The 13,301-nt window shown below is 45.3% G+C and carries 9 protein-coding genes; all 9 read left to right on the forward strand.

Going from position 1 to position 13,301, the window contains the following annotated elements:
• The first annotated feature begins 119 nt into the window (after positions 1 to 119).
• Entirely contained in the window at positions 120 to 962 is an 843-nt protein-coding gene (gene dapF, locus QHH26_13060; GenBank protein ID MDH7482886.1) for a diaminopimelate epimerase, read from the forward strand.
• A 95-nt stretch (positions 963 to 1,057) separates the two neighbouring features.
• Positions 1,058 to 1,984: a uroporphyrinogen decarboxylase family protein gene (locus tag QHH26_13065; protein ID MDH7482887.1), complete on the forward strand. Its 927-nt coding sequence runs from the start codon at positions 1,058 to 1,060 to the stop codon at positions 1,982 to 1,984.
• A gap of 72 nt (positions 1,985 to 2,056) precedes the next feature.
• Complete coding sequence (locus QHH26_13070; protein ID MDH7482888.1) at positions 2,057 to 3,994, forward strand: amylo-alpha-1,6-glucosidase; 1,938 nt, start codon at positions 2,057 to 2,059, stop codon at positions 3,992 to 3,994.
• 100 nt (positions 3,995 to 4,094) lie between these two features.
• On the forward strand, positions 4,095 to 4,223 hold the full coding sequence (locus QHH26_13075) for a hypothetical protein (GenBank protein MDH7482889.1): 129 nt from the start codon (positions 4,095 to 4,097) through the stop codon (positions 4,221 to 4,223).
• Between the two features lie 230 nt (positions 4,224 to 4,453).
• Positions 4,454 to 6,568 carry a tetratricopeptide repeat protein gene (locus QHH26_13080; protein ID MDH7482890.1) on the forward strand — a complete coding sequence of 705 codons (2,115 nt, stop codon included), beginning with the start codon at positions 4,454 to 4,456 and terminating at the stop codon, positions 6,566 to 6,568.
• Positions 6,569 to 6,584: 16 nt separating this feature from the next.
• Positions 6,585 to 8,663 (forward strand): tetratricopeptide repeat protein, encoded by a 2,079-nt coding sequence (locus QHH26_13085; GenBank protein MDH7482891.1) that lies wholly within the window; start codon positions 6,585 to 6,587, stop codon positions 8,661 to 8,663.
• Positions 8,664 to 8,799: 136 nt separating this feature from the next.
• Complete coding sequence (locus QHH26_13090) at positions 8,800 to 10,896, forward strand: tetratricopeptide repeat protein (protein MDH7482892.1); 2,097 nt, start codon at positions 8,800 to 8,802, stop codon at positions 10,894 to 10,896.
• A gap of 40 nt (positions 10,897 to 10,936) precedes the next feature.
• Entirely contained in the window at positions 10,937 to 12,949 is a 2,013-nt protein-coding gene (locus QHH26_13095) for a tetratricopeptide repeat protein (GenBank protein ID MDH7482893.1), read from the forward strand.
• Positions 12,946 to 13,301 (forward strand): hypothetical protein (locus QHH26_13100; protein MDH7482894.1); only part of this gene is annotated, 356 nt, incomplete at its 3' end. The genes QHH26_13095 and QHH26_13100, both read left to right, overlap by 4 nt.

Here is a 13,301-nt window from a genome sequence, read left to right on the forward strand (position 1 = left end):
CGACATGTGATTAAAGTTGGAATCTATGTATAAAGAAGGTTTTACTAGCCGGAAAGTATGGTGTTTTTGGAATAAAAGTAACCGCCCAGCAAGAGTTGGTTCGAGGAGGGCAAACCTAATTGATTGAAATTCCGTTTGCAAAAGTCGAGGCTATTGGCAACCATTTTGTGCTCATAAATGCGCTTAATAAGTTGGAACTCGACTGGTCGATGCTTGCAGTCCAAATGTGCCAAGCGCATTTTGGTGTCGGTGCAGATGGCTTGCTCGTGCTTGTGCCCTCAGCAAAGGCGGATTTTGGCTTCCGAATGTTCAACCCTGACGGCACAGAGGATATGTGTGGCAACGGCCTCAGGTGTTCAGCTGTTTATGTATACTCGAACGGCATAAGTGGTAAAAACAAGCTAACGTTTGAGACCATGAGCGGAATTAGCACAGCGGAGATAATCAAATGCGAGGACAACTCAGGCGATGTTAAGGTGAATATGGGAAAGCCTTCACTTCGAGCTGCCGATATTCCTATGAATGCCGATATCAATGAAGTGATAGATTTTCCGCTTGAGATAGGCGGAAAGGTGTATTTGGTGACCTGTGTTTCTATTGGAACGCCGCATGCGGTAATTCAGGCACCGCTGGATTTTTTCTGGAAAGAATTGCCGGCTGTCAGCCGTGCAATCGAATCGCACCCAATTTTTCCAAAAAGAGTGAATGTTACATGGTGGTCTGTAAATAAAGCAGGCGAGCTGAGAATAAGAACTTGGGAGCGTGGCGTCGGTGCGACTTTGGGGTGTGGCACAGGCGCATGCTCGGCGCTTGTCGCTGCTAATGTTCATGGAGCCGTCGGCAAAAGTGCAAATGTTATATCACCTGGTGGTACTTTATATGTCGAATGGCTAGACCAAAAGGATATATATATTACTGGCCCCGCCAGGGTAGTTTTTGAGGGAGTTTGGGTAACCAACTGATTGTAATTTCGACCTGTGAATTTTGGCAAAACTTAGCCTTAAGAATTACCAACAAGTATGCCAATGAAAGCAAATGTTTAGTATGGGAGGTTGAAATGAGGGAGAGCAAGCGCGAGAGGGTAATGGCTGCAGTAGAGGGACGTGAGAGCGACCGCGTGCCCGTAAGCTTTTGGTACCATTTTCACCTGGAACATCCCTCTGGTGCTCCTCTCGCAGAAGCCGAACTGGCATTCGCACGGAAATACGACCCTGACTTCCTTAAAGTAATGCATGACCTAAAGCTTGATTTGCCTGCCGGCATGACCTTGATAGAGAATCCAAAGGATTGGGCAAAGATCAAACCTTTACCTCCGAGAGAGGGAAATTTTGCACAGCAGCTTGAGGCATTGAGATTAATCCGTCGCGGACTTGTTGTAGATATGCCAATTATTGATACGATATTTAACCCCTATGCTGCCGCAAACAAGCTGTGCGGCAAGCGGTTCTTGGAGCATTACCGCGCGAACCCGTCGGTAGTGCGCCATGCATTGGAAGCAATTGCAGTTTCGCTTGCTGACTATTCGCTTGCATGGATCGAGGAAGGCGGCGATGGGATATTTTACGCTTTAGATGGTGCGCAGACTACGACGATGTCAGAAGATGAGTATCATGAGGTTTTCTTGCCATTTGACCGCTATATCCTTGAAACAGTGATGGAGAAAGGCACTTTCAACGTTCTCCATATTCACGGCACTGATATTATGTTTGATTTGCTTCATACTCTTCCAAATCATGTGCTTAACTGGAGCAGTCAAACAACATATCCTAGTCTTAGGCAGGCAAGGGGAATCCACCAAGGCTGTATTGCCGGCGGAATAAACGAATTGGAAATATTAGGCAAGACAGCGGACGAAGTAATGGACGAATGCCGAAGTGCGGTTGCAGAAGCAGGTGCCGTTGGTTTTATCCTCACACCAGGGTGCGCTATCCCTACAGAGACGCCGGAGGAAAATCTTTTTGCAATTCGGCAAGTGGTAGAGTAATGCCTGCCTCTATGCATGTTGAGCACTCGCCGATAATTGGAATATATTGAAATAATCCTACTGGAGTGAAGGTTGATTCGTATACCAAAATCCATTCTCCGTGATGTTGATTCTGCTTTCTCACGTGAATGGCTTGTTACAAATGGCATTGGCGGCTATGCTTCATCAACAGTAGCTTGGGCAAATACTCGACGATATCACGGTCTCCTCTTAGCCTCGTTCCCACCGCCACTTGGCAGGCAAATGCTCTTCTCAAAAGTTGACGAAGAAATTGAAATTGATGGCCAATTTTACATGCTTGGCTGTAATGAATACCGCGATGGAACAATCTATCCTCAGGGACACAAGCTCCTTGAAGGTTTTAGCCTTGAGTTAGGTATCCCCACCGCCGAATATTGTGCCGGAGGATTAGTTCTTCGCAAGCGGATATGGATGGAGCATGGGCAGAATACCGTCTACATACTTTATGAACTGCTTGAGTCTCCAAAGCCGATTATACTTAGGATTAAACCTTTCTGTGCGTTTAGGGGATACCACGAATGCCAAAGAGGCAAAGCAAGCTATTACTCAAGGTGGGAAAATGGGGTTCTTACTGTTTTGTCGGCACGAGCACCTTACAAGCTCAAGTTGATTTGTGAATGCGCGGAATTCAAACATCAAGAGGATTGGTACTGGGATTACCTTTACAGGCTTGAGCGTGCGCGCGGTTTTGATTGTTTGGAAGACCTTTATACGCCGGGCTTGTTTACAATAGGGCTTCCCCCAGGTGAACAAGTTATTTTAGCGGCAACGTGTGAAGAGAACCTTCCAATTGTTGAAGGTGCATTTGAGCGTGAAATGCAACGAAGGCGGTGTTTGGTTCGCGGCGAGAGGAGTAATTTCCGACGGTATTTGATTCTAGCTGCTGACCAATTTATAGCAAAGCTTCCATCCGCAAATAGGAATTGTCAGAGGCATGCAATTATTGCTGGCTACCATTGGTTTACCGATTGGGGCCGCGACACCATGATAAGTCTGCCTGGGCTTCTTCTCTCAACAAAGCGATTGGACGTTGCTAGGCAAATTTTGCTCGACTGCGCAAACTATCTTAATCAAGGTATGCTTCCAAATAGATTTTCCGATGAGGGTGAAGCTGAGTACAACGCCGCTGATGCAACTCTATGGTTTTTTCAAGCAATCTACCGCTATACAGTCGCCTCAGGCGAAATGGAGATTGTTCACTATTTGTTCCCATCCTTAAAACAGATAATCGAAAATCACATTAAAGGGACTAAGTTTGGTATTAGGATGGACCCTGACGATTGCCTTCTTTTCGCAGGTGAAAGACAAAGTCAAGTTACATGGATGGATGCACGCGTGAACGGCAAACCTGTCACGCCGCGTATTGGAAAACCTGTGGAGATCAATGCCCTTTGGTACAATGCGCTTTGTCTGATGGCATGCTGGGCTGGATATGTTGGAGAGTCTGCTCAAGAATATGAATCACTTGCTTCTAAGTGCGCCTCAAGCTTCCAGAGTAAATTCTGGTGTGAAGGAGATTATCTATACGACGTGATTGATTGCTCGGGCAGACCGGATGATTCACTTAGACCAAATCAAATCATGGCTGTATCGTTACCTTTTTCGCCGCTAAATCCATATCAGCAGAAGTTGGTAGTGGATGTTGTAGAGCGAGAACTGCTCACGCCATATGGTCTACGTACCTTATCTCCTAGAGACCCAAAATATTGTGGAGCTTATTCGGGCGGCCCTTTTGAGCGGGATAGTGCTTACCATCAAGGAACTGTCTGGCCTTGGCTTCTCGGTCAGTTTGCTGACGCTCATTATCGCGTATATCGGAATCGCAACCGAGTAAGGGAACTTCTCCAACCATTTAAGGAACATCTCAGTGAGGCGGGTATTGGAAGCATTAGCGAACTTTTTGATGGCGATCCTCCACATAACCCTGGCGGATGCATAGCTCAGGCTTGGAGCGTTGGAGAAATCCTCAGGATTCTCACAAATCTTTGAAAGACGGAATAAACTTGAAAGTTTTATTGTGGCTTCATGTTTCATTCGCTCATGCGTAGGGTATAGGCGGATTAGCAACACTCCTGGAGGAAATTTAAAGATGGCGAAGAAGCGTCAGCAGACCGGCAAAAAGGGTGGCTCTGTAATTGACGAAGAGCTGAAGGATCCTGCACCAAAAAACAAGCCGGCCAAGCATAAGAAGACTAGCAAGGGAAAGCATAAGAAGTAGTTTATTCTCAGATTGTTAAACTTTTCTTGCACAACCGGTACTTTTGCGTTTCGGAAGCATGCTTGCTATGCAATTTGGCTATCCCCTAAATAAACGTTGACTAGCAGATATTCCTACACTATACTTTAAAATACCAACCCACCCGTTCGGCGACTCCTCTTCTCTTGAAATAACTTTGCCGAAGCGGTGTTCCTTTTCTCATCTATGTCTTCAGGAGGATAGCCCTGCATATGGAGAAAACTCTTGGCATGCGGCGGGAATATCTGGTCGCTTTAGTTCTGGTGCTTATAACCCTTGCGCTTTTTAGCCGGGTATTAGGTTATCAGTTTGTCTATGACGATAAGCAATATATTCAGGACAATCCTCAAGTCCGAGATGGTCTTTCTTTTAAAGATATCGGATGGGCTTTTACCTCGATGTATGCCTTCAACTGGCATCCTTTGACTTGGCTTTCGCACATGCTTGACTGCACACTATTTGGGCAGAGAGCTGGCTTGCACCATTTAATCAATCTGTTCTTTCATGCGGCAAATGTTTTTCTACTTTTCTTTGTGCTAATGCAGTTAACGGCATCAATGTGGCGTAGTGCGTTTGTTGCAGCATTGTTCGCCGTACACCCGCTTCATGTGGAATCGGTGGCATGGGTAGCGGAACGAAAGGACATGCTCAGCACATTTTTTATGCTACTTACCATTTGGGCATACAATCAATATGTTAATGCGCCAGATAGAAAAAAATATGCCTTTGTAGTAGGTTTCTTTTTGTTAGGGTTGCTTTCAAAGCCGATGTTGGTGACTTTACCATTCGTCTTGCTTCTTCTAGACTATTGGCCTCTTGGAAGAATTGACTTCACTTATTATTCGTTGCTGAAAGACTCTTTGGGTAGAAGCAAAAGCAAAAGGTTGTTGTTGGAGAAGATTCCTCTGTTTGGCTTGTCCTTATTTTCTTGCATCATCACGTATATTGCTCAACAGCACGGTGGCGCTGTTGGTTCTTTGGAACAATTTCCGTTTTCTGCTCGAATTGGCAATGCAATGTTAGCATACGTTGGTTACATTGCTAAGATGATAGTTCCATATAAGTTGAGTATATTCTATCCACATCCTGGGCTAAATCTCCAAATTTGGAAGGTAGTAGCAGCGACTTTGTTTCTTGTCATAATTACTGCTTTTGTTATCAAAGCTGCCCCAAACCGCCGCTATCTTTTGGTGGGTTGGTTTTGGTATCTTGGCACGCTAGTTCCTGTTCTCGGTTTAGTCCAGGTCGGTATGCAAGCGATGGCTGATAGATATACGTATATTACGCTGATAGGTCTCTTCATAATAATCGCCTGGGGAGTGCCGGATTTGGTTGAGTACTTGGGAAAGAGATATGGGATGAAAGGACAAAGATGCGCGGATAATGAATGCCAAGCAGGAGTCATTGCTTCTGGCGAGGCATCAACCATTACCCATTCTCAAGTTTTACCAGTCTGTGCTTGCATCATTATTTTATCTCTTATGGTGTGTACATGGCGGCAATTATCCTACTGGAAAGATAATTTCACACTATTTGGGCGTGCGGTTGAGATTACTGGCGGCAATTACTTAATGGAGAACAACTTGGGTTTCTTCCTTATGGAGGCAGGAAGGCATGATGAAGCAATAAAGCACTTCCGAGCTGCTTTGAGGGATAATCCGCGATATGCAGAGGCCCACGTAAATATTGGCAACATTCTATCTGAACAAGGCAAAACAGAGGAGGCTTTGCGCGAATATCAAGCGGCACTTAAGGTAAGACCTGGGTTTGCACCAGCGCTGAATAATATTGCGGGAATACTCGAGCAAAAAGGTCAAATGATTGAGGCAATGCACAAATATGAGGAAGCAGTAAAAGCTGACCCGAGTTCGGCGACATCCCATCTAAATTTCGGTCGTTTGTTAATTCTTGTTGGAAGACCGGATGATGCAATTCGAGAGCTGACCGAAGCCGTTCGCCTTGATCCCAAGCTTGAGCTCGCCCATTACAACCTAGCGCGTTTGCTGATTGAGAGAGGACGGCTGCAAGATGCACTTCCACATCTTGAAGAAGTTGTGCGCCTTAACCCTACTAATGCGGAGGCACATCTCGACCTGGGCGCTGTTTTGGTGGATATGCAGAGGATTGATGAGGGGATTGCCCATTATATTGAAGTAATTAAGCTCAAGCCGGATTTCCCACCAGTTCATAATAATCTAGCAGTTGCATACTTCTTTAAAGGTCAATATGCAGCCGCTTGGGAAGAAGTTAAGCTTTGCCGGAAGTATGGCATGACGCCACATCCAGAGTTTATTAAGGCACTCTCTTCAAAAATGCCCGAGCCTTAATTTATGAATTGCTGCCATGGAAAAATCTTTTGACAAACGCTTACCCTATTTAATTGGAACTGCGCTAGTTCTAATTACCTTTGCAGTTTTTTGGCAAGTACTTACTAGCGACTTCCTCAATTATGATGACGATTACTTTGTGACCGACAACCACCACGTCCAATTGGGGTTAAAGTGGCAAAGCATCAAGTGGGCTCTTACAACTTTATATCAATGCTTTTGGCATCCTCTAGTGTGGCTTTCTTACCTGATAGATAGACAAATCTTTGGGCCCGGGCCTTTTGGTTTCCATTTAGTGAACTTGTTGTTGCATCTCGCCAATGTTTTCCTGCTTTTTATAGTAATGGATAGATTTACGCGCTCGATTTGGAAAAGTGCCTTTGTGGCGGCGTTATTTGGAATACATCCGCTACATGTCGAATCTGTTGCCTGGATTTCGGAAAGAAAAGATGTGCTCAGCACGCTTTTCTGGATTCTTACTATGTGGGCTTACCTTTTCTATGTCGAGAAACCAGGCGTGAAGCGATATCTATTGGTGCTGGTGCTTTTCTTTTTCGGATTAACAGCAAAATCAATGCTAATGACGCTTCCAATTGTCTTGCTCCTTTTCGATTATTGGCCCCTACGCCGCACAAACCTTGCCTGGCATTCTTTGCAAAGCTTTTTCGATAGGAAAATTAGGAATCTCGTACTTGAGAAACTACCCCTTTTAGTGCTCTCGATTGCATTTGGAGTCATAAGCATTATTGCCCAAAGAAAAGGTGGAGCCATGAGCACCTTGGCCGATGTGCCACTTTGGAGCCGCATTGGAAATGCTTTCTTATCTTATGCGAAGTATATTCTGAAGATGTTTTGGCCTAGGGGATTAGCAGCCTTTTATCCACACCCAGGTCATGAGCTTCCAATTTGGCAAGCTATTGTATCGGCGCTAGTGCTAATGGGTATCACGGTGATGGCTTTTCGCCTTGCTGCAAAGCGCCCGTATTTTGTAGTTGGATGGCTTTGGTATGTAATTACTTTAATACCTGTAATAGGGATTATTCAAGTTGGTTCATTTGGAATGGCGGATCGTTTTACCTATGTTCCGCTGATTGGCTTGTTTATAGTAGTTGCGTGGGGATTGCCAGACCTAATTGCGCTTGGGCGAGGAAATGAAAAAGGGGGTGAACGGGTAGGCGTTGACTCTTATTTATCATCTTTTTCCTCTGTTCTTCCGCTGGTTTCGTGTATTTCTATCACTGCTTTAAGTATATGCACTTGGTTTCAAGTGGGATATTGGAAAAATTCTAAGACTCTCTTTACGCATACTCTTGCTGTAACGAGAAATAACTTCGCCGGTCATCTCAATCTGGGTATCGCACTCGAAGTTAGTGGCAACGTCAACGATGCCATCAGGCATTACTACAGGGCTTTGGAGATAAACCCACTGAGCGATAAGGTGTACAACAATCTCGGAGTCGCACTGGAGAAACAAGGGCGTCTCAAGGAAGCGATAGAGTGCCTGCAAAAAGCGGTAGAACTCAAGCCAAACAGCCCAGATGCCCATGGGAACTTGGCGATGATGCTCGCAGACGCCAAAAGGTTTGACGAGGCTGTCTATCATTGCGAAGAACTGCTTCGACTAGCTCCGGATGACCCGGTTGCACATTGGCTAAGAGGTAGATTGCACGCAGCAATGGGCAATCTTGCCGCCGCAGAAGCGGAGTTTCGACAATCTCTGAGACTTCAGCCTAATTTTGCTGACGGACATTTCCACCTGGGATTGGTTCTCAAGTCAATGGGACGCGATGCCGAAGCAGAAGCGGAATATCGTGAGACAATTCGCTTAAACCCTAATCATTCGGCAGCTCACAATAATTTGGGGAATATGCTTTTCAGCCGCCATGACTACGAAGGAGCAATAGACGAATACCGTCGGGCAGTCGAGGCTAACCCACAGAACCAACAGGCGCAGAATAATCTTGCAGCGGCGCTCTTATACTCAGGCAATTATCTTGAAGCTTGGCGCCAAGTACAGCAATGCAAGAAACGCGGAATCCCTGTTCATCCTGCAATTATCCGTGGCCTCTCTGCAAAAATGCGCGAACCGAAATAGAGGTGCTTTTAATCAGCCGTCATCTCCAAATTCCCATCCTTATTGCACTTAGACTCAAAGGGCAGTATACTTGGCTTTGGGATAATTTCTGCATTCAGTAACAGCGCTACTTAAGTTCACAGCGATTTCTTTGCGAATGAAAGAAAAGTTCTTGGTTAGCCAATCTAAGCTTTGGATTTGCTTGTTTCTTGCCACTGCCATAATTATTGTGTTCGGTCGCGCGGTTGGTCATAATTTTATCAACTATGATGACAACCGTTATGTTACCGAGAATGGCATGGTTTTGGCGGGATTGACTTGGCGCGGAGTCGCCTGGGCATTTACGAGTACTCATGCGGCTAACTGGCATCCTCTAACTTGGATTTCTCATATGTTTGACGTCCAATTGTTTGGACTGAAAGCTGGTGGGCACCATTTCACTAGCATCGTTCTCCACACTATTGCTACCATTCTCCTGTTTCTAGCTTTTGCGCGAATGACGGGTTTTATTTGGAGAAGCGCTTTTGTGGCGTTGCTTTTTGGTATCCATCCTCTTCATGTAGAATCAGTAGTGTGGGTTGCTGAACGCAAGGACGTTCTTGCAGCTGTTTTTGGTATGTTGGCGCTGTTGGCATACATTCGATATGTCCAATGCCCTAAATTTGTAACCTACCTCTGGGTTGTAGTATTTTTTGCTATGGGACTCCTTGCCAAGCCTATGCTTGTTACTTTGCCCTTTGTGTTTCTTCTTCTTGATTTTTGGCCGCTCGGTCGCACTCGCCTTTGTCATTGCTCGTTAGTTGCTTCAACCACGAGTAAAATTAAAACCCTAGTTTCAGAAAAGTTGCCGTTGTTTGTCTTCTCCGCTCTAGCGTGTACGGTAACATACATCGTTCAGCAAAAAGGCGGGGCTGTGACCTCAACGGAGCAATTTCCACTTGGCATAAGGATTGAGAATGCATTAGTTGCATATGTCGCCTATATCGGTAAAATGATTTGGCCGCAGAAGCTGGCTGTCTTCTATCCGCATCCGGTCACTATGTTGCCAACATGGCAGGTCATAGGGGCTAGTATATTTTTAGCAGCTGTGACTTCAATTGTAATCATTGCATCGCGGGGCAAGCCATATTTAGCAACTGGGTGGTTTTGGTATCTTGGCACGCTTGTTCCCGTAATAGGCATTGTGCAGGTTGGGGCACAAGCGATGGCTGACCGATACACATATATTCCGCTAATAGGGCTTTTTGTGATGATTGCATGGGGAATCCCTGACCTTGTTAAATGCACAGTGGTTAACAGAGAAGCTGACGAAAAGAAGAAAAGGGATTCGACATTAATTTCATTTCGGCTTTCCTCAATTTTGCCATTTGCGGCAGGCTTGGTTGTTTTTTCTTTTATAACGTGCGCTTATATTCAGGTTGGTTATTGGAGGGACAGCGTTTCTCTATTTACCCATACCCTGGCTAGCACGTCAAACAATGCGCTAGCGCATAATAATCTTGGCTTGGCACTGGCTGATAAAGGCGAGATTAGTTCGGCAATTCGACATTATAGACGAGCACTCGAGATTAAGCCGGATTTTCCTTTGGCGCACAATAATATTGGCCTTGCGCTTGTAGACATGAAGCGCTTCGATGAAGCAGTATCACATTTTAAGGAAGCACTAAAAAGTGAACCTCGTTCGGCAGTGTTTAGGAGTAATTATGGGACAGCTTTGGTAGGGCAGGGCAAACTGAGAGAAGCAATTGAGCAATTCAAAGAGGCTTTGAGAATCAATCCGGACTATGCGGCTGCTCATACGAATATGGGTCTAGCTTTGGCAAAGCTGGGCGATTTTAATAGGGCAATTTCAGAATATGAGAAGTCTTTAAAACTCAATCCGAGAGATGTGCGGACTATTCTAAATCTCGGTGTTGCTTTTGCAATGCTAGGCAAATTTGATAAGGCGATTGAAGTGTATCAAAAGGCGCTGGCTTTGAACCCTAAGTCTGCAGATATTCACAATAACCTTGGACTTGCTTATGCTTCCCAGGGGAAAATTGATGAAGCATTGGAACATTATGAAGAGGCAATACGCATACAGCCCAGTCTTGGCCAGGCGCACTATAATATTGCAGTTGTTCTTGCAATGAAGGGGCAATATGCGGAAGCATGGCGAGAAGTTCATCTAAGCACGCGGTATGGTTATGCTGTAAATCCTGCATTTGTGCAGGCGTTGTCACAACGGATGGCTAATCCTTGGCCAGCTGAATGAGGAGTAAATATGTTTCACACAGGCAAGGGGATTGTCCGCTATGCGTAAGGCTAAGAAGACGAAGCCAAGGTGTTTTCCAACATGGCTATTGGTAGCTTTGGTTACGATTGCTGTCTTTTCTCCAGTTGTCACCTACAAGTTTGTTACCTGGGATGACAACGTTAACATATACGATAATCCAAATTTTAAGCCAGTAACATTTCAAAATATACTTGACTTTTGGCAGAAGCCATTCGAGCATTTGTATATCCCCCTGACGTACACCATATGGGCACTTCAGGCACTCGTTGCCTATGTTCCTGGAAGGAGTGGAGCGGAAGCATTCAATCCCCACGTATTCCATGCTTTTAATCTCCTTCTGCATGTTCTTAGCGTTCTAGTTGTTTTTATTTTGCTGAAAATGCTTTTGGCTTCGGCAAGTTCTAACATCGGTCGCTCTCCTGCTTCAAGGAAAGGTGTAAAAATTCAAAAAGAAATGCAGCCCAAGGGAGCCGAAGGTTCAAATTTTCAGCATGCAGAGTTAGCGGCGGTACTTGGAGCGCTTTTCTTTGCTCTTCATCCAATGCAAGTCGAATCCGTTGCGTGGGTCACCGGGATGAAAGATGTGCTATGTGGCCTTCTTTCACTGGCAGCGGTATGGCAATATCTTATTTATGTAAAGATTTCAGGCGAGCCTGGGCTTGGAAGAAAAGCATTTGTTCATTATGCACTAGCGGTGTTGTTTTATATCCTTGCTCTTCTCACTAAGCCAAGCGCTGTAATTGTGCCGTTCGTGGTGTTGGTGTTCGCTTGGTGGGAAATGGGGCGTTCTTTAAGGCAAACTTTCCGTGATTTGCTGCCCTTAGTTGTGATTGCTGTTCCTTGGACAATAATGACCAGCATCATACAAGGGAGCGACCATACTGCTTATATCACTCCAATTTGGAAGCGGCCGTTTATTGTGGGGGATGCGCTTTCGTTTTATCTTTACAAGCTTGTTGTTCCCATTTCTTTAGGCGTAGATTATGGGCGAAGGCCAGAGGTTGTATTGGAACATTGGTGGGCTTACGTTGCATGGATTGTTCCTGTTGGTTTGGGGATTTTAATATGGCGTTTGAAAGAACGAAGATTGTGGTCGTCGGCGGCAGTGTTTGTCATCGGTATTCTCCCTGTGTCTGGGGTCATTCCTTTTGCCTTCCAAACCTATTCGACAGTTGCCGACCGATATGTGTATTTCTCAATGCTTGGGCCAGCACTTGCGCTTGCATGGTTTGCAAGCATTCGACCAACGAGAAATGTAAAAGCTTGCTCGATTATCCTGCTTGTGGTTCTCGGCACGCTTACAATTTTTCAAAGTCGGTACTGGGCTAATACCTCACTGCTTTTTCAGCATGCGGTTGAAGTTAACCCACAAAGTTCGGCAGCCTACTACAATCTTGGTCTTGAATATGCCGAACAAGACGAGCTTGAAAAAGCTATTCAGCTATTTAGAAAAGCTTTAGAAATCAAGCCTGATTACGATAAAGCACACAACAATCTTGGTGTTTCATTGGCTGGCCAGGGCAAGCTAGATGAAGCTGCCGCCCATCTTACAGAAGCTATCAAAATCACGCCCAACTATGCAAAGGCACACTACAATCTTGGTGTTGTGCTGGAGGCACAAGGCAGGGAAGTTGAGGCCGCAGAACATTTTAGGAAGGCTGTTATGATTCTTCCTGATTATCTGGACGCATATAAAGCTTTAGGAAAGACCCTTGTGCGCCTAGGGGAGATGGAAGAAGCCGTGATGTATTTCTCGAAGGCGGTTCGCATAAATCCAAATGACCCAGACGTCCAGATGGGTTTGGGAATGTCTCTTGGAAATATCGGCAGGCTTGATGAGGCTATTGAACATTTGCGCAAGGCTTCGGAGCTTAAACCCGGCGATGCTGAGATTCATAACAACCTGGCAGTTGCGCTTTATATCAAGGGCGACTACCAGGGTGCATGGGACCAAATAACTTTGAGCAGGAACTGCGGCGGCAATCCGAATCCTCAATTCATTGCCGAGGTAGCTCGTAAACTAAAAAGATGAGCGCTTTCTTATCCATCATGGTTCGCGGTGCTTTAGGTAATCGAGAAAAGCAAAGGCTGGTTTGTATTGTTGGCGTTATCCTGTTGACGGTTACCATCATTGTCTTTTTGCCTGTTCTTCGCTGTGGGTTTCTAAACTACGATGATGAGATATATATAACGGATAACCCCAATGTACAGGCTGGTCTTACATTTAAGGGAATAAAGTGGGCATTCACTTCAATACGAGCAGGTAATTGGCACCCCCTGACCTGGATATCGCATATGCTCGACTGCCAAGTTTATGGGTTGAATCCAGCGGGACATCACTTTACAAACCTCGTAATCCACACCGCTAATGTATTGCTCTTATT

This window comes from Armatimonadota bacterium, from assembly GCA_029907255.1.
GTDB lineage: Bacteria > Armatimonadota > UBA5829 > DTJY01 > DTJY01 > JAIMAU01.